Raw genomic sequence first — 16541 nt, forward strand, 5'->3', positions numbered from 1 at the left:
TTCTTCGAAGAAATTTGCCAGGAAAATTCGAATTTTCCTGGCCCCGCCCGAAAGGAGCCTGCACCATGATCCCCTCCGCCTTCCCCGACAAATCCGAAATCGCCCGGCTTTCGGCCCGGATGCTGCTCGAGATCGGCGCGGTGAACTTCCGGCCCCAAGACCCGTTCATCCTCGCCTCGGGGCTGCCCTCGCCGACCTATATCGACTGCCGCAAGCTGATCTCCTTCCCGCGCATCCGCAGCACCCTGATGGATTTCATGGCCGTCACCGTGATGCGCGACGCCGGTTTCGAGGCCTTCGACAACATCGCCGGCGGCGAGACGGCGGGCATCCCCTTCGCGGCGCTCGTGGCCGAGCGCCTGGCGCTGCCGATGACCTACGTGCGAAAGAAGCCCAAGGGCTACGGTCGGGGGGCCCGGATCGAAGGCCAGTTGAACGAGGGCGAGCGGGTGCTGCTGGTGGAAGACCTCACCACCGACGGCGGCTCCAAGCTCTCCTTCGTGGATGCGATTCGCGAAACCGGAGCGACCTGCGGGCATACCGCCGTCATTTTCTACTACGACATCTTCCCGGAAACCGAGAAAACCCTTGGCGATCATGGCGTTCAATTGCATCACTTGTGCACGTGGTGGGACGTGCTGGCCGAGGCGAAGGCGCAGGGCGTGTTCGATGCCGCGACGCTCACGGAGGTCGAGGCCTTCCTGAACGATCCGCGCGGGTGGCAGGAAAAACACCGCAAGGGCTGATCTTATCGCCACAGTCCGGCGGCTGACCGCGCAAGATATCGTGGCATGATGAAACGAACGCCGAAATGTGGTAGGAACAGCGCACCGCTGTTTGTCCACAGGACATCCACAGAAACATACATTTTGCGCCCGCTGCCACGGTTTGGCAAACCCGTCGCAGCAAGGGGGACAGCATGAACGAGATCAGCCAGATCAAGGGCAACACCGCCGACGCGGGCGAAGAGACCGGCGCGATGCCGCACAACATCGAGGCCGAACAGCAGCTTCTCGGCGCGATCCTGACCAACAACGAAACCTATGACCGCGTCGCCCAGATCCTGCGCCCCGAGCATTTCTACGAGCCGGTGCACGGGCGGATCTTCGAGGAAGCGGCACGCCGGATCACCGCCAACATGCTGGCCTCGCCGGTCACGCTGAAGGCCTATCTCGGCGACGACGAGGGGCTGAAGGAGCTTGGCGGTGCCGCCTATCTCGCCCGCCTCGCCGGGGCGGCGATCTCGTCCTTCGCGGCGCAGGACTACGCCCAGATGATCTACGAGATGCATCTGCGGCGCGAATTGATGCAGCTCGGCACCGAGATCTCCTCCACCGCCGCGCGCATGGCCGAGACCGGCACCCCCGCCGAGCAGATCGTCGAGGCCGAGCAGGCGCTCTACAAGCTCGCGGAAACAGGGCAGACCTCGAAGGGGTTCCAGAGCTTCCTCAACGCCGTCACCGACGCGGTGCGGGTCGCCAACGCCGCCTTCCAGCGCGATGGCGGGCTTGCCGGCACCTCCACCGGGCTCAACGATCTCGACAAGAAGCTCGGCGGCCTGCACCGGTCCGACCTCCTGATCCTCGCCGGACGCCCCTCGATGGGGAAAACCTCGCTCGCCACCAATATCGCCTTCAACATCGCCAAGGCCTACAAGAAGGGCAAGTTGCCCGATGGCTCGGAGGGCGCGATCAACGGCGGCGTGGTGGGGTTCTTCAGCCTCGAGATGTCGGCCGAACAACTCGCCGCGCGGATCCTCTCCGAAGCGAGCGAAGTGCCCAGCGAACAGATCCGCCGCGGCGACATGACCGAAGGCGAGTTCCGCCGCTTCGTCGATGCCGCCAAGGCGCTCGAAGCCTGCCCGCTGTTCATCGACGACACCCCCGCCCTGCCGATCAGCCAGGTTGCCGCCCGCGCCCGGCGGCTCAAGCGGATGCACGGGCTCGACGTGCTCTTCGTCGACTACCTCCAGCTCCTGCGCCCGGCCTCGGCCAAGGACAACCGGGTGAACGAGGTGTCGGAGATCACGCAAGGTTTGAAGGCCATCGCCAAGGAACTCGATATTCCCGTGGTGGCGCTCAGCCAGCTTTCGCGACAGGTCGAGAACCGCGAGGACAAGCGCCCGCAACTGAGCGACCTGCGCGAATCCGGCTCGATCGAGCAGGACGCCGACGTGGTGATGTTCGTCTTCCGCGAGGAATACTACGCCGAGCGCGAAAAACCCTCCGACGACAAGCTCGACGCAATGGCCGACTGGCAGGACCGGATGGAGCGGCTGCACGGCAAGGCCGAGGTGATCATCGGCAAGCAGCGCCACGGCCCGATCGGCAACGTCGAGTTGAGCTTCGAGGGCCGCTTCACCCGGTTCGGCAACCTCGTCAAACCATGGCAGCAGGGCGAGGGATTCTGACCGGTGTCGATCCACGACTTCATGGCCGCCTACAAGCGGGTCTGGGAGGGCCAGGACAGCGAAGGCTTCGCCGCGCTCTTCGCGCCTGAAGGGCGCTACCACAACACCCCGTTCCAGGTGCAGGAAGGGCCCGAGGCGCTCGCCACCTACTGGGACCGGATCAAGCTGCAGGACGATATCTCGCTGCGCTACGAGGTGCTCGCCGAGACCGCCACCGGCGGCGTTGCGCATTGGCACGTCGAATACCAGGTCGCCTCGGAGGACTTGTTCGCGATCTGGGCGAAGTCCACCGGCACCGCGCTGCCGCCGCGCAACCCGGGCGACCCGCTGCCACGGATGATCCTCGATGGCACGCTCACGGCCAACATCGGCCCCGACGGGCTGGCGCGCGAGGTGCGGATCTGGTGGCATTCGATGCCGCAAACCGCCTGAGCGCGGCGCGGATCAGGCCCGGTCAGCCGAGGATGCGGCCGCGCGCGCGCGCGACCGCAAGACCGATATAGGCGAGATAGGCGAGATCGAGGATGACCAGCAGCAGCCAGGGCCGGGTGAGTGTCAGCCCGACCACGGCCACGGTGAGGACGAAGACGAAAACCACCTGCCCGGGCCGCACCCGCATCGCCTTGGGTGAGATCGTCTTCAGCGTCGACACCATGAGCAGCGCCACCAGGCCGAGCCAGAGCGCCACGGGGAGCGGCCAGTTGCCAAGCGCGTCGAGCCCGGCAAGCACGAGGAAAACGGGCAGAAGCCCCAGCAGCGCGGCGACGGGCGCAGGCACGCCGGTGAAGTATCGTTTGTCGGCATCGTCCGCGTCGGCCTGGCCCGATTGCACGTTGAAGCGCGCCAGCCTGAGCGCGCTGGCGGCGGCGAAGAGCAAGGCGAAAACCCAGCCCAGCCCCGGCAAGGGCGCGAGCAGGAAATGGTAGACGAGCACGGCAGGGGCAACCCCGAACGACACGAAATCGGCAAGCGAATCGAGCTGCGCGCCGAGTTCTGACGAGGCGCGCAAGCGGCGGGCGAGCACGCCGTCGAGCCCGTCGAAGACCGTCGCCATCAGGATCAGGAACGCCGCCACCGAAAAGCGTTCGTCGATGGCGAAGCGGATCGAGGTGATCCCGAGGCTCATCCCCGCCAGCGTCACCATGTTGGGGATCAACTGGACGATGGATACCCGGGCGCGTCCGGCCGGATCGCTCATGCCTCTGCCCTCACCCCGCGACCGCGCCTGCCACGCCGAGATCGGCGATGACGGTTTCGCCCGCCACCATGGTCTGGCCGATCGCCACCAGCGGCGTGGCCCCCTCGGGCAGGTAGATGTCGAGCCGGGAGCCGAAGCGGATCAGGCCGAAGCGGTCGCCCGTGGCCATCTCCTCGCCCTCGCCCACCCAGCACAGGATGCGCCGCGCCACCAGTCCGGCGATCTGCACCACGCCGTAGCGCCGCCCGTCCGCAAGGTCGATCGCAAGGCCGTTGCGCTCGTTGTCGGCGGAGGCCTTGTCGAGCGAGGCATTGAGAAACTTGCCGGGGCGATAGGCCACCCGGGTGATCCGCCCCGCCGCCGGCACCCGGTTCACATGGCAGTTGAACACCGACATGAAGACCGAGATCCGCATCATCTCGCCGTCGCCCAGTCCCAGTTCGGCCGGCGGCACCGCCGGTTCCAGCAACGACACCACCCCGTCGGCGGGCGACACCATCACGCCGGGCCGGTCGGGGGTGACGCGCTCGGGATCGCGGAAGAAGTAGTAAACCCAGATCGTCAGCCCCAGCCCGATCCAGCCGAGCGGCGGCCAGACGAGAAACAGGATGACCGCGAGCGCACCTGCAATGGCCACGAAGCGTCGCCCTTCGGGGTGCATCGGCTTGACGAAGGTGGACAGCATGGAAACGGACATGAGAGCGCCTCTGTTGTGGTGCGCCGCTTATAGAACCTCGGGGGGCCCTGTCAAAGGCCGCTGGCCGAACCCCGTAACGTGAGCGCTTGCCGCCGCCGCTCACCGCGATTAAACTCACGTCATGATTGTGCCAGCCTTGTTCCTGTTCGCCTCACTCGCCGGTCTCCTGGTGGCCTTCCTCCTGCCGGGCTGGTCCGACCTGATGCTGGTCGCGGCCCCTGCTGCGCTTGCCAGCCTTTACCTGCTCCTGCGCGATTGGCACGGGGCCGACAAGGTGGCTCAGGACTGGGTGATCCTCGATGGCTCCAACGTGATGCACTGGCGCAATGAAATCCCCGATCTCGATAGCGTCCGCGCGGTGCTCGCCCATGTCTCCGGCCTCGGCATGACCCCGGGCGTGGTGTTCGACGCCAACGCCGGCTACCTGCTGTTCGGCCGCCACCACAACGACCGCGCCTTCAGCGAACGCCTTGGCCTGCCGCTCGACCGGGTAATGGTGGTGCCCAAGGGCACGCCCGCCGACCCCTTCATCCTCACCGCCGCGCGCGATCTCGGCGCGCGGATCGTCACGAATGACCGCTTTCGCGATTGGGCGGGTGAGTTTCCCGAGGTGCAAACACCGGGCCACCTGCTGCGCGGCGGTTTCCGCGAGGGGCGGCCTTGGCTCGATCTTGGTCCTGAACAAGCCCGGTGAAACGAAAAACGCCGCCCCGGGGGCGGCGTTTGTCGGTTCGCGCAGGCGCATCCTTCAGCGTGCGAGCTTCCACAGCCCCGGCACCACGAGGGCGGCCAGAACCAGCTTGAGCGCATCGCCGGGCAGGAACGGCAGCATCCCCTTCTCGAAGACCCACGCCAGCCCGTGTTCGGCGGCAAAGAGATGCGCCATCCAGCCAAGCCCCACGGTGTAGATGATCGCGGTGCCAATGAGCATCGCGCCCGCCATGCCGAGCACCGTTTTGTCCCAGCCGCGCCGGGCGAGCAGGCCCATGGCCGCGGCGGCAAGCGCGAAACCGGCAAGGAAGCCACCCGTGGGCCCGGCGATATAGGCCAGCCCTGCACCCTCGCCGGTGAAGACGGCGAACCCGGCGGCGCCAAGGGCGAGGTAGCCCAGAACGCTCACCAGCCCGAGACGCAGGCCCAGCCCGGCACCGAGGGCAAGCACCGCGAAGGTCTGCATCGTGATCGGCACCGGCCACATCGGCACCCGGATCTTGGCGGCGAGCGTCAGCAGCGCGATGCCGCCAAGCACCAGCGCCACGTCCTTTGCGGCGCGCGCGGCCCCGGTCTGCGGGCCGAAAGCCTCGCCCAGAACCTTGTTCATCGTAACGGCCATGGGTGTCTCCCCTGTTGAAGTCGTCCCGGGAGTTTTGCCGCAGCGCGGCCCCTTGCGCAAGCCCGTTGGCGGCCAAAGCCCGCCATGCGACCAGAAAATTTGCAAAGCTGCGAAGCGGGATATGCAAATATTCCGGGGCGTCGCCGCCCTTCGTCCGGTGCGAACCGCCCTCGCTCACGCCGGCCGGAAATCCGAGATCGAGACGTAATCCTTGCGCGGCCCGCAGACCTTCCAGATCATCCGCCACTCCGGCCAGCGGGTGAAATTGTAGGTCACATCGTAGGCGTCGGGGTCGCACTCGTGCCAGTCCTGCACCACCCGCGCGCTGGGGTCGATGCGGTGAAACGGACGTCCATCCTCGTAGAGCACGGCGATGGTCGCGCCATCCTGTCGCCACAACAGCTTGCGCCGCGCCGCCATCGGAGCCTCCTTCGGAATCCGCAACTCACCGACTTCCGAATAGACCAGCCCCTCGGCATCGGGCACGAAGCGCGCGATACCCTCGAACAGCGCGGTATGGCCCATCCAGCCATCCTCGATCCGGCGCGCGATGCGCCATTGCCCCGCGAAGTCGTTCAGTTGCGGCATGGTGCCCGCCTTGTTCAAATCTCGCCGCCAGTCTATGACGCCGACGACGCCCAAACAAACCGAAAGGCTGCCGCCGATGATCCCCCGCTATGCCCGCCCCGAGATGACCGCGATCTGGGAGCCTGCCACCAAGTTCCGCATCTGGTACGAGATCGAGGCCCACGCCTGTGACGCCCAGGCCGACCTCGGGGTGATCCCGCGCGAAAACGCCGACGCCGTGTGGCGCGCGAAGGACGTGGAATTCGACGTCGCCCGGATCGACGAGATCGAGGCCGTTACCAAGCATGACGTGATCGCCTTTCTCACCCACCTCGCCGAACATATCGGCAGCGACGAGGCACGCTTCGTGCACCAGGGCATGACCAGTTCCGACGTGCTCGACACCACCTTCAACGTCCAGCTCGTGCGCGCCGCCGATATCCTGCTGGCCGACATGGACAAGCTGCTCGCGGCGCTGAAGAAACGCGCTTTTGAGCACAAGGACACGGTGCGGATCGGCCGCAGCCACGGCATCCACGCCGAGCCGACCACGATGGGGCTGACCTTCGCGCGGTTCTACGCCGAGATGGACCGGAACAAGAACCGGCTTGAGAAAGCCCGCTGGGAAGTGGCCACCGGCGCGATCTCGGGTGCGGTCGGCACCTTCGCCAATATCGACCCGGCGGTGGAAGAACACGTCTGCGAGAAACTCGGCCTGCGCCCCGAGCCGATCAGCACGCAAGTCATCCCGCGCGACCGACACGCGATGTTCTTCGCCACGCTCGGCGTGATCGCGTCGTCGATCGAGAATATCGCCACCGAGATCCGCCACATGCAGCGTACCGAGGTGCTGGAGGCGGAGGAGTTCTTCTCCGCGGGCCAGAAGGGGTCGAGCGCGATGCCGCACAAGCGCAACCCGGTGCTGACCGAGAACCTCACCGGCCTCGCCCGCCTCGTGCGCATGGCCGTGATCCCGGCGATGGAAAACGTCGCACTCTGGCACGAGCGCGATATCTCGCACTCCTCTGTCGAGCGCGGGATCGGGCCGGATGCGACCATCACGCTGGATTTCGCGCTGAACCGGCTTGCCGGCGTGATCGAAAAGCTGGTGATCTACCCCGAGACCATGCTCGCCAACATGAACAAGTTCAAAGGCCTGGTGATGAGCCAGAGGGTGCTGCTGGCGCTCACACAAGCCGGGGTGAGCCGCGAAGACGCCTACCGCCTCGTCCAGCGCAACGCGATGAAGGTCTGGGAACAGGGCGCCGACTTCAAGGCCGAGCTTCTGGCCGACGCGGAGGTGACGGCGGCGCTGAGCCCCGCGGAGATCGAGGAGAAATTCGACATCGGTTATCACACCAAGCATGTCGACACGATCTTCCGGCGGGTGTTTGCGGAGGCCTGATCGCGCGCGCGTGATCGGCGGCGGCGGGGAATCGTGGTATTCTGGTGGTCCATAACAGGGAGTTCCGGAATGAAAGCGACCAAGTTTCTCACCGCCGCCTTCTTCGCGCTGATGCCCGCCGCGGGCTTCGCGATGTGCTCGGATCACAAGGAATCCGCCAATGTCTGCGCCACCGGCCTGAGCTGGGACGAAGAGAAGCAGGCTTGCGTGGAAATCGTCTCAAGCTGATCGGAGCAGCCCCGATCGCACCAAATTGATCGGATTTTTTCCGTTCGGTTTCAGGTGCGTAAGTGTGTTGTTAACCCGCGCCTGCCAGTCTCGCCCCACGGCGAATGGCCAGGAGGAACGAGGTGACAACGGCGCTGCCCGCCATCGGGAATGGCCCGCATTTTCCCGAGGTGCTTGATGCGCCCGGCTCGGCGCTTGGCGGTGCCACGGTGCCGCGGCGGCTTTCGCGCAAGCAGAAGGCCGCAATCATCGTGCGCCTGCTGCTCGCCGAAGGGGTGAAGCTGTCGCTTGCCGATCTGCCCGAGCCGCTGCAGGCGGAACTCGCGCAGCAGATGGCAACGATGCGCTTTGTCGACCGGATCACGCTCAAATCCGTCATCGACGAATTCGTGGCCGAGATCGAGGATGTCGGCCTGTCCTTTCCCGGCGGGCTGGAAGGGGCGCTCACGGTGCTCGACGGCACGATCAGCCCCACCACCGCCACCAGCATCCGCAAGGCGCAGGGGATCACCTTTCGCGGCGACCCCTGGAGCACCATCGCCGGGCTCGATCCCGCGCGCCTGCTTGCGGTGCTCGAGGAGGAAAGCGTCGAGATCGCCGCGGTCCTGCTCTCCAAGCTCAAGGTCTCCGTCGCCGCCGACCTGATCTCGCGCCTGCCCGGGCCGCGCGCGCGCCGGGTGGCCTATGCCGTTTCGCTCACCGGGTCGATCGCACCCGAAGTGGTTGACCGGATCGGGCGATCGCTCGCCGAACAGCTTGATGCGCAGCCCGCCAGGGCCTTCGTCGAGGGACCGGTGGAGCGGGTCGGCGCGATCCTCAACTTCGCCCCCGGCGCCACCCGCGACGAGGTTCTTCAGGGGCTCGACGAGGAAGATGCCGCCTTCGCCGAAGAGGTGCGCAAGGCGATCTTCACCTTCGCCAACATCCCCGAGCGGATCGATCCGCGCGACGTGCCCAAGATCACCCGCGAGGTCGACCAGGCGGTGCTCATCACCGCGCTCGCAGGGGCAACCGGCACGGTGGATGCAACCATCGAGTTCATCCTCGGGGCGATGTCGAAACGGATGGCCGACCAGTTGCGCGAGGAGATGGAAAACCTCGGCAAGGTCAAGCCCAGGGAAGCGGAGGAGGCGATGAACGCCGTGGTCAACGCGATCCGCGAACTGGAGGCGGCGGGCGAGATCCTGCTGCTTGCCGGCGAGGATGACGGCTAGGGCAATGCCCGCGCCGCGCCCGAGCCCCGGCCTGGCCTTGCCGCCACCTCCCTTCGATACCTTGCCCGCCCCGCGGCTCAGACTTGCGGGAAAGTGTCATCGCATCTAGGCTTCTCAACCAGTGGTCAAGATTGCTCGGGGTTGTTTCATCATGCGTCTCGCCAAAGCGATGTCCCTCGCCTGCGCCCTGCTCACCCCGCAGGCGATCCATGCCGATACCTGCCAGATCCTCCGCTTCGGGGCCGGGTTCACCACGGGCGATCTGAACGGATCCGCGCCGCAGGAGGGCGAAATCTGCTACGACCTGCGATTCCCGACCGGACAGAATCTCAGTATCGAACTGGTTGGGGGGCAGAACGTTTCGGTTTCCGCACCGGGGTATTTCGATGCCCGCTCCGACCGGATCTTCCTCGGCGATCTGCCCGGGCAGATCGAGCTGCGGGTTTTCCAGTTGATGCGCGCGCCGTCTCCGCAGCCTTTCGCCTTGCGCATCCGGTTCGAACCGCCCGGCAACGGCTGACGCCGCCCGCGCCTTGCGCATCCCGCCGGCGGCCTGCATAAACTCGTTTCATGTGCAAGCATCCCACCTCCCCCCGGCAACCGGCGTCAGGCGCACGATGAGGGCCTTCACGCCCGTGGGCGCAGGCATCGGGCTTTACCTTCTCGCGGTTCTGAACATGACGGTGATGGACACCATCGCCAAATCCCTCACCCAGGAACTGCCCGTGGTGCAGGTGGTCTGGGCGCGCTACGCGGGCCAGACCCTGCTGGTGACGCTGCTCCTGCTGCCCCGGATCACCAGGATTGTGCGCACCCACCATCCGTGGCTGCAATTCCTCCGTTCCCTGTTCCTGCTGCTCGCCACCACGCTGTTCTTTTTCGCGATCAGCCGGATGGAACTGGCGGAAGCCACCGCGCTGATCAACGTCAACCCGGTGCTGATCACGCTGGGGGCGGCGCTGTTTCTGGGCGAACGCATCGGGATGCGGCGGCTGTTCGGCATTCTCGCCGCACTTGCCGGCGCGCTGATCATCATCCGGCCCGGCACCGAGGTGTTTTCGCCCAGCGCCTTCCTGGCGCTGGCAGGCGCGGTGTTCTACGCCGGCTTCGCCCTCGTCACCCGCTTTGTCGGCAGGGGCGAGTCGGTCTGGACCTCGCTGTTCTACACGGCACTGCTTGGCGCGCTGGTGCTCTCGATCGCGGTCGTCCCGGTCTGGCAGGCCCCGAGCGGGCGCGCCCTCGTGCTGATGATCGCCATCGGCGGGGTCGCGGCGCTCGGACAGTTCCTGCTGATCCGCGCCTTCATGCTGGCCGAAGCCTCGGTCGTGGCGCCGTTCTCCTATGCCGGGCTGCTGTTCGCCACGCTCTGGGGGATCCTGTTCTTCGACGAATGGCCCGATGCGGCCACGATCGTCGGCGCGGCGATCATCGCGGCGGCGGGGGTGTATGTCTGGCACCGGGAAACCCGCGACGCGCGGGCGCGCCGCGAGGCCGATATCAGCGCAACCTGAACGCGGCAAGAACCGGGCCCGGCCCTTCCTCCTGCACGATCACGGCATGGCGCGCGCCGGTGCTGGTCGGGGCCATCACCGCGAAGGCCTCCTCGCCGGACCAGACCCCGAGCCGCTCCCAGCCGGTGACGATATTGGCATAGGTGATGGTTTCACCCGCGTTCTCGCCGGTGCGGATCTTGACGGTGGCTTGCGGAATATAGGTCACGAGATCGACGTTCATCCGACCGATCTGCGCGCCTGTCTCAACCATCTTGCAGATGATTCGAAACTGGCCATCGACGATCTCGGCCTCGATCTCGACGTCTGCAGGCTTCTCGCCGTGGGCCTGCAACAGCCCCGCCACCTTCATCGGTTTGAACCCGACCACGTGATCGACGCCGCCGATCACCATCTGCGGCGTGTAGATCGAGCCATGCCCGGCGGCGCGGGCGTAGCCCTTCTGGCGCGCGGTGTATTCCGGCTGCGCAAAACTGTCGGCCCAGCCGATGTAATCCCAGTAATCGACATGCAGCGCCAACGGCAGCACGTCGTCGCGCGCCGAAAGTTCGGCGACGAGGGCATCTGCCGGGGGGCAGTTCGAGCAGCCTTGCGAGGTGAACAACTCGAGCACCACGAGCGGTTTTTCGTCGGCCAGCGCTGGGGATGAAACAAATCCCGCAAGAGCGGTCGTGGCGGCTAGGAGAAAGGATCGCATCTGGCTCGTTTCCATGTGAACGATCTCTACCTAGACCAGCCCCCCCTCACCTGCCAATCAAGGTTTTGCGATAGGATGAAACGCCTCGATGACACGGGGGCGATTGCATTACGGTGTGCAACGGTATACAATTGGCGCAACCGCCTCTTGCGCCGCAGCGGCAAAGGGGGCACATCAGCGCCCAAACTTTCGTAACGTCAAGGGAGACCCAGATGCCCATCATCGTCGGCCAGGATACCGCCAACACCCGCAAGACGCTGAGCGCCGGGGGTGCCACCCTCGCCTATTACTCGATCCCGGCCGCCGAGGCTGCGGGCCTTGGCGAATTCTCCCGCCTGCCGGCCGCGCTCAAGGTGGTGCTTGAGAACATGCTCCGCTTCGAGGATGGCGGGCGCACGGTGAGCGTGGATGACATCAAGGCGTTTTCCGACTGGGGCAAGCAGGGCGGGCAGAACCCGCGCGAGATCGCCTATCGCCCGGCCCGCGTGCTCATGCAGGATTTCACCGGCGTTCCCGCGGTGGTCGACCTTGCGGCGATGCGCGACGGCATCAAGGCGCTTGGCGGCGATGCGAAGAAGATCAACCCGCTGGTGCCCGTCGACCTCGTGATCGACCACTCGGTGATGATCGACGAGTTCGGCAACCCGCGTGCCTTCCAGATGAACGTCGACCGCGAATACGAGCGCAACATGGAGCGCTACCAGTTCCTCAAATGGGGCCAGACCGCGTTCGAAAACTTCCGCGTGGTGCCGCCGGGCACCGGCATCTGCCACCAGGTCAACCTCGAATACCTCGGCCAGACGGTCTGGACCGACCGCGACCAGAACGGCGAGGAGGTTGCCTATCCCGACACGCTGGTCGGCACCGACAGCCACACCACGATGATCAACGGCGCCGCCATTCTCGGCTGGGGCGTGGGCGGGATCGAGGCCGAGGCTGCGATGCTCGGCCAGCCGATCTCGATGCTGATCCCCGAAGTGGTGGGCTTCAAGCTCACCGGCGCGATGACCGAGGGCACCACCGGCACCGACCTCGTGCTCAAGGTGGTCGAAATGCTGCGCGCCCATGGCGTCGTCGGCAAGTTCGTGGAGTTCTACGGCGAGGGGCTCGACAATCTGCCGCTGGCCCAGCGCGCCACGATCGCCAACATGGCCCCCGAATACGGCGCCACCTGCGGCTTCTTCCCGGTCGACGATGAAACCCTGCGTTACCTGCGCCAGACCGGCCGCGACGAAGCCCGGATCGCGCTGGTCGAGGCCTACGCCAAGGAAAACGGCTTCTGGCGCGGGCCGGATTACGATCCGGTCTACACCTCCACGCTGGAACTCGACATGGGCGAGATCGTGCCCGCGATCTCGGGGCCGAAGCGGCCGCAGGATTACCTGCCGCTGACCAGGGCGGCAGAAGCGTTCTACGACGTGGTCGCGGATTACCGTGGCATCGACGCCTCGCCCGAAGCGCGCGACATGGCCTCGGAGGGCGACCTGATCACCGCCCAGAACGACATGCGCCGGACCGCGAAGGTGGAGGGCGAGAACTACACCTTGCGGGACGGCTCGGTGGTGATCGCCTCGATCACCTCCTGCACCAACACGTCCAACCCCTACGTGCTGATCGGGGCCGGCCTCGTCGCGCGCAAGGCCCGCGCGCTCGGCCTCACCCGCAAGCCCTGGGTCAAGACCTCGCTCGCGCCGGGCTCCCAGGTGGTGACGCAATACCTTGAAGCCGCCGAGCTTCAGGAAGACCTCGACGCCATCGGCTTCAACCTCGTCGGCTACGGCTGCACCACCTGCATCGGCAACTCCGGGCCGCTGCAGCCCGAGATCTCGAAGGCGATTCACGACAACGACCTGATCGCCACCTCGGTGCTTTCGGGCAACCGCAATTTCGAGGGCCGGATCAGCCCCGACGTGCGCGCCAACTACCTCGCCAGCCCGCCGCTGGTGGTGGCCTACGCGCTGGCGGGCGACATGAACATCGACATCGCCAACGATCCGATCGCCCAGACGCCCGAGGGCAAGGATGTCTACCTGAAAGACATCTGGCCGACCGATGCCGAGATCGCCGAACTGGTGGAACTGGTGGTCACCCGCGAGGCTTTCCAGTCGAAATACGCCGACGTGTTCAAGGGCGACGAGAAATGGCAGGCGGTGGATGTGTCGGGCGGCGAAACCTATGACTGGCCGCCGCAATCGACCTATATCCAGAACCCGCCCTACTTCCGCGGCATGGCCGCCGAGGCGGGCACGATCTCGGATATCGAGGGCGCGCGGGTGCTGGCGGTGCTGGGCGACATGATCACTACCGACCACATCAGCCCGGCGGGCAGCTTCAAATCCGAAACCCCCGCCGGCAAGTACCTGATCGAACGGCAGGTGCCGGTGCGCGAGTTCAACTCCTACGGCTCGCGCCGCGGCAACCACGAGGTGATGATGCGCGGCACCTTCGCCAACATCCGCATCAAGAACGAGATGCTGGACGGCGTCGAGGGCGGCTACACCAAGGGGCCGGACGGGGCGCAGACCTCGATCTACGATGCCGCCATGGCCTACCAGGCCGAGGGCACCCCGCTGGTGGTGTTCGGCGGCGAGCTATACGGCGCAGGCTCCTCGCGCGACTGGGCAGCCAAGGGCACCAACCTGCTCGGCATCAAGGCGGTGATCGCCGAGAGCTTCGAGCGCATCCACCGCTCCAACCTCGTCGGCATGGGGGTGATCCCCTTCGAGTTCACCGGCGGCGACACCCGCAAGTCGCTCGGCCTCAAGGGCGACGAGACGATCTCGATCCACGGGCTCGAAGGCGATCTCAAGCCGCTCTCGGAAGTGCCCTGCACGATCACCCATGCCGATGGCCGCGAGACGGCAATCCGGCTCCGGTGCCGGATCGATACCGGGGTGGAGAAGGAATACGTCGAGAATGGCGGCGTGCTGCATTACGTGCTGCGCAACCTCGCCAAGGCGTAACGCCGGCGCTCACCAGAAGACCACGCCCCGGCCGTGCCCACGGCCGGGGCTTTTTCGTGGCCCCGCCTGTGTTAGGCTTGTCCGCACATGGCAATCGACCGCAGGGCCGTGAGAATGATCACCGAGATCGAAGACTTCTTCGCCAGGGGATGTGGTCGCTGCGACCGCTTCGACACCCCTGACTGCGCAACCCGTCTCTGGGCCGAAGGTCTGGCCGCGCTGCGCGCGATCTGCCGCGAGGCAGGCTTGGAGGAGACGGTGAAATGGGGCCATCCCTGCTACATGCACGCGGGCCGCAACATCGCGATCATCGGCGCGTTTCGGGGCGATTTCCGGCTGAGTTTCTTCAATGCCGCACTGATGAAAGACCCCGAGGGATTGCTTGAGCGGCAGGGCCCCAACACCCGCCACCCCGACATGATCCGCTTCACCGATGCCGCCGGGGTTTCGGCCCGGGCCAGCACCCTGCGCGCCTATCTCGACGAGGCGACGGGCTATGCCGAGGCGGGCGTGAAACCCGCCCGCGATGACGCCCCGCTCGACATGCCCGGGGAACTGGTGGAGGCCCTCGACGCCGACCCGGAGCTGGCCGAGGCGTTCCATGCCCTCACCCCGGGACGGCAAAAGAGCTACGTCATCAACCTGAACGGCGCCAAGGCCGCCGCCACGCGGCACGCCCGCATCGCGCGCTTTCGCGAAAAGATCCTCGCGGGCAAGGGGGCCAACGAGCGCTGAGGGTCACTCGCCCAGCATCCAATCCCCATCCGGGTAGAAGGCGTGGAAGGCGAAGGCGAACATCACGTCATGGGCCAGACCGCGCCCCGCCGCGTCGCGCACCCGCACCGCGGCCACGCCGGTGGCCCCGGCGATATTGCGCCCGTCCAGCGCGCTCGCCTGCTCGCCCGCCATCGTCAGCCGCACCCCGGCTTCCTCGATCTCGCCTTCGCGCGCAAGCCGGTCCATCGGCCAGGCCCGTTCGCCGACCCGCACCACGCGCGCCAGCGCCGGAACATCGTGCGGCGGAGCCTCGCCGGTGAAGAACGGATAGGGCCGGTCGCGGCTGTCGTAGCCGGCGTAGGGGTTCTGGCCGTAGGACCGGGGATAGTCCGGTTCGGCCATCACCAGCCCGCCCGGGTTGCGCGCGGCAAAGGCGTCCCAGCTTTCCATCCAGCTTGGCAGAAGCTCGAGCTGCGCCCCGGCGTGGGTGCCGACGATGCCCTCGCCCATCGCCTGCTGCCACCAGCTTTCGGTCTGATGGTCATACATCACCATGTCGGAGGCGCGCAGCTTGCCGGTGACGCCGAAGCTCAGCACTTCGCCATCAAGCCGCCGGTCGAAGGTGAGCGCCGAGTTGCACAGCGGGCAGAAGGTGACCGCGACCGGCACCTCGCCTACCGCATCGTTCACGATCTCGTGCCACATCAGGTAGCGCAAGGGATAGGCGCGGGGCGTTTCGCCGGAAAGCTCCAGCGCGATCACCGGCTCGCGCGGCGGCAAGGCGGCGTCCTCGACCGCGATCATCGCCGGATCGCTCAGCGCCGGGATCCCGTCGCGCCCCGGGCCGCCCGACATGATCTCGCTCCAGTCGTCGATCGTGCGGTTGGAAAAATCGGTGCGCGGAAACTCGTGGCGCCAGGCGTCGGGGTCGGCGCGGGCAGCGCTGGTGACAACGGCAAGGGCGAGACCGAAAGCAAGCATGCGGGCGAAGATGCGGGCCATCATGGCGGGCGTCCTTCTCATGGATATGCCTGCCACAGCCTAGGCCATTGCGCGCGATCGCGTCAGTCACACTGCCGTCGCGCCCGATCACATCTGCCCGACCATTGCGGCAGGCGATCAGGTCAGCGCGGTCACCGTGATGTCGGCCGGATCGAGCGCCGGATCACCCTCGATGAGGGCCACGACCACGCCGTTGACCGCCACGGCGGTGGTCTTGCTGGCCCGGTCATAGGCAACCGTGGCCACCGGCCAGACACCGGGGACAAGCCCGAACAGCGCGGCATCGAGAAGGTGCAGATGCAGGGCATCGCGCTTCGGGTCGAAACCGTGGATGCGCGCAGGGGCCTCCGCGCCGGGCATGTCGAAAACCGCGTAGGCCCCCGGCTCCTGCGCCACGTCATCCGGGTCGGGGCGAAACAGGTTTTCGCGCTGCAGGCGGGTCATCTCGCGGCCCCGGTTTCGAGGCGGGATCGTGTCCGGCCCGGCCCTGTCGTGATCTGTGGCATCTGTGGCATCTGTCGAAATCCCGTTCTCCCCCCCGACCCGTTCTCAGCCCCGACACAATCTCGGACAATACAGGCGAATTGTAGGAATTTCAG

General features: G+C 66.4%; 18 protein-coding genes. 11 read left to right on the forward strand and 7 right to left on the reverse strand.

The genetic code is table 11. From position 1 onward, the window contains the following. Window positions 1-65: 65 nt before the first annotated feature. The 3 genes from B9Y97_RS00505 to B9Y97_RS00515 all read left to right on the forward strand — a co-directional run bounded on the left by B9Y97_RS00505 (window position 66) and on the right by B9Y97_RS00515 (window position 2842). Window positions 66-746 (forward strand): orotate phosphoribosyltransferase, encoded by a 681-nt coding sequence (locus tag B9Y97_RS00505; protein ID WP_085524923.1) that lies wholly within the window; start codon window positions 66-68, stop codon window positions 744-746. Between the two features lie 173 nt (window positions 747-919). Beyond that, window positions 920-2410, forward strand: a complete 1491-nt coding sequence (locus B9Y97_RS00510) for a replicative DNA helicase (RefSeq protein WP_085524924.1) — start codon at window positions 920-922, stop codon at window positions 2408-2410. Between the two features lie 3 nt (window positions 2411-2413). Beyond that, a complete protein-coding gene (locus B9Y97_RS00515; protein WP_085524925.1) occupies window positions 2414-2842 on the forward strand; it encodes a nuclear transport factor 2 family protein in 429 nt (142 codons plus the stop codon). A gap of 22 nt (window positions 2843-2864) precedes the next feature. Here the strand turns inward: B9Y97_RS00515 and pssA are convergent, their stop codons facing one another. Next, entirely contained in the window at window positions 2865-3608 is a 744-nt protein-coding gene (gene pssA / locus B9Y97_RS00520) for a CDP-diacylglycerol--serine O-phosphatidyltransferase (protein WP_085524926.1), read from the reverse strand. 10 nt (window positions 3609-3618) lie between these two features. Then, complete coding sequence (locus B9Y97_RS00525; RefSeq protein WP_085524927.1) at window positions 3619-4305, reverse strand: phosphatidylserine decarboxylase; 687 nt, start codon at window positions 4303-4305, stop codon at window positions 3619-3621. 121 nt (window positions 4306-4426) lie between these two features. Between B9Y97_RS00525 and B9Y97_RS00530 the strand changes: the two genes are divergently transcribed. Then, window positions 4427-4999, forward strand: a complete 573-nt coding sequence (locus B9Y97_RS00530; protein WP_085524928.1) for an NYN domain-containing protein — start codon at window positions 4427-4429, stop codon at window positions 4997-4999. A gap of 54 nt (window positions 5000-5053) precedes the next feature. On the opposite strand, the gene B9Y97_RS00535 is transcribed toward B9Y97_RS00530, so the two are convergent. Together B9Y97_RS00535 and B9Y97_RS00540 are read right to left on the reverse strand one after the other, a co-directional pair. After that, window positions 5054-5638 (reverse strand): biotin transporter BioY, encoded by a 585-nt coding sequence (locus B9Y97_RS00535; protein ID WP_085524929.1) that lies wholly within the window; start codon window positions 5636-5638, stop codon window positions 5054-5056. 174 nt (window positions 5639-5812) lie between these two features. Continuing rightward, entirely contained in the window at window positions 5813-6226 is a 414-nt protein-coding gene (locus B9Y97_RS00540; RefSeq protein ID WP_085528022.1) for a DUF6314 family protein, read from the reverse strand. Between the two features lie 76 nt (window positions 6227-6302). Between B9Y97_RS00540 and purB the strand changes: the two genes are divergently transcribed. The 5 genes from purB (at window position 6303) to B9Y97_RS00560 (ending at window position 10563) form a co-directional block, all read left to right on the forward strand. After that, the gene (purB, locus tag B9Y97_RS00545) at window positions 6303-7610 is read left to right on the forward strand and encodes an adenylosuccinate lyase (RefSeq protein WP_085528023.1); all 1308 of its coding nucleotides are present in this window, start codon (window positions 6303-6305) and stop codon (window positions 7608-7610) included. A gap of 69 nt (window positions 7611-7679) precedes the next feature. Beyond that, entirely contained in the window at window positions 7680-7838 is a 159-nt protein-coding gene (locus B9Y97_RS17850; RefSeq protein ID WP_139828180.1) for a chitin-binding domain-containing protein, read from the forward strand. A 170-nt stretch (window positions 7839-8008) separates the two neighbouring features. Continuing rightward, window positions 8009-9052, forward strand: coding sequence for a flagellar motor switch protein FliG (locus tag B9Y97_RS00550; RefSeq protein ID WP_254900959.1), 1044 nt, complete (start codon window positions 8009-8011; stop codon window positions 9050-9052). Between the two features lie 151 nt (window positions 9053-9203). Next, entirely contained in the window at window positions 9204-9572 is a 369-nt protein-coding gene (locus tag B9Y97_RS00555) for a hypothetical protein (RefSeq protein ID WP_085524931.1), read from the forward strand. Window positions 9573-9669: 97 nt separating this feature from the next. Continuing rightward, window positions 9670-10563 carry a DMT family transporter gene (locus B9Y97_RS00560; protein WP_085524932.1) on the forward strand — a complete coding sequence of 298 codons (894 nt, stop codon included), beginning with the start codon at window positions 9670-9672 and terminating at the stop codon, window positions 10561-10563. Here the strand turns inward: B9Y97_RS00560 and B9Y97_RS00565 are convergent. Beyond that, a complete protein-coding gene (locus tag B9Y97_RS00565) occupies window positions 10550-11260 on the reverse strand; it encodes a DUF1223 domain-containing protein (protein WP_085528024.1) in 711 nt (236 codons plus the stop codon). The two genes, B9Y97_RS00560 and B9Y97_RS00565, sit on opposite strands and share 14 nt — an antisense overlap. A 212-nt stretch (window positions 11261-11472) precedes the next feature. On the opposite strand from B9Y97_RS00565, the gene acnA reads away from it, so the two are divergent. Continuing rightward, window positions 11473-14223 carry an aconitate hydratase AcnA gene (gene acnA, locus B9Y97_RS00570; RefSeq protein ID WP_085524933.1) on the forward strand — a complete coding sequence of 917 codons (2751 nt, stop codon included), beginning with the start codon at window positions 11473-11475 and terminating at the stop codon, window positions 14221-14223. Window positions 14224-14310: 87 nt separating this feature from the next. Further along, window positions 14311-14958, forward strand: coding sequence for a YdeI/OmpD-associated family protein (locus B9Y97_RS00575; protein WP_254900816.1), 648 nt, complete (start codon window positions 14311-14313; stop codon window positions 14956-14958). Between the two features lie 3 nt (window positions 14959-14961). Here B9Y97_RS00575 and B9Y97_RS00580 read toward each other — a convergent pair whose 3' ends face one another. Beyond that, window positions 14962-15921, reverse strand: a complete 960-nt coding sequence (locus B9Y97_RS00580) for a DUF3179 domain-containing protein (protein WP_085528026.1) — start codon at window positions 15919-15921, stop codon at window positions 14962-14964. A gap of 138 nt (window positions 15922-16059) precedes the next feature. Further along, window positions 16060-16386, reverse strand: coding sequence for a hypothetical protein (locus tag B9Y97_RS00585; protein ID WP_085524934.1), 327 nt, complete (start codon window positions 16384-16386; stop codon window positions 16060-16062). Between the last annotated feature and the right edge of the window lie 155 nt (window positions 16387-16541).

The organism is Maritimibacter sp. HL-12 (genome assembly GCF_900177545.1).
Classification (GTDB): domain Bacteria; phylum Pseudomonadota; class Alphaproteobacteria; order Rhodobacterales; family Rhodobacteraceae; genus Sinisalibacter.

Bases quoted from the DNA above. Each gene is read 5' to 3' on its own strand.
- B9Y97_RS00505 (WP_085524923.1), top strand. From the start codon at position 66: ATGATCCCCTCCGCCTTCCCCGACAAATCCGAAATCGCCCGGCTTTCG.
- B9Y97_RS00510 (WP_085524924.1), top strand. From the start codon at position 920: ATGAACGAGATCAGCCAGATCAAGGGCAACACCGCCGACGCGGGCGAA.
- pssA (WP_085524926.1), bottom strand. From the start codon at position 3,608: ATGAGCGATCCGGCCGGACGCGCCCGGGTATCCATCGTCCAGTTGATC.
- B9Y97_RS00525 (WP_085524927.1), bottom strand. From the start codon at position 4,305: ATGTCCGTTTCCATGCTGTCCACCTTCGTCAAGCCGATGCACCCCGAA.
- B9Y97_RS00530 (WP_085524928.1), top strand. From the start codon at position 4,427: ATGATTGTGCCAGCCTTGTTCCTGTTCGCCTCACTCGCCGGTCTCCTG.
- B9Y97_RS00535 (WP_085524929.1), bottom strand. From the start codon at position 5,638: ATGGCCGTTACGATGAACAAGGTTCTGGGCGAGGCTTTCGGCCCGCAG.
- B9Y97_RS00540 (WP_085528022.1), bottom strand. From the start codon at position 6,226: ATGCCGCAACTGAACGACTTCGCGGGGCAATGGCGCATCGCGCGCCGG.
- purB (WP_085528023.1), top strand. From the start codon at position 6,303: ATGATCCCCCGCTATGCCCGCCCCGAGATGACCGCGATCTGGGAGCCT.
- B9Y97_RS17850 (WP_139828180.1), top strand. From the start codon at position 7,680: ATGAAAGCGACCAAGTTTCTCACCGCCGCCTTCTTCGCGCTGATGCCC.
- B9Y97_RS00555 (WP_085524931.1), top strand. From the start codon at position 9,204: ATGCGTCTCGCCAAAGCGATGTCCCTCGCCTGCGCCCTGCTCACCCCG.
- B9Y97_RS00560 (WP_085524932.1), top strand. From the start codon at position 9,670: ATGAGGGCCTTCACGCCCGTGGGCGCAGGCATCGGGCTTTACCTTCTC.
- B9Y97_RS00565 (WP_085528024.1), bottom strand. From the start codon at position 11,260: ATGCGATCCTTTCTCCTAGCCGCCACGACCGCTCTTGCGGGATTTGTT.
- acnA (WP_085524933.1), top strand. From the start codon at position 11,473: ATGCCCATCATCGTCGGCCAGGATACCGCCAACACCCGCAAGACGCTG.
- B9Y97_RS00575 (WP_254900816.1), top strand. From the start codon at position 14,311: ATGGCAATCGACCGCAGGGCCGTGAGAATGATCACCGAGATCGAAGAC.
- B9Y97_RS00580 (WP_085528026.1), bottom strand. From the start codon at position 15,921: ATGCTTGCTTTCGGTCTCGCCCTTGCCGTTGTCACCAGCGCTGCCCGC.
- B9Y97_RS00585 (WP_085524934.1), bottom strand. From the start codon at position 16,386: ATGACCCGCCTGCAGCGCGAAAACCTGTTTCGCCCCGACCCGGATGAC.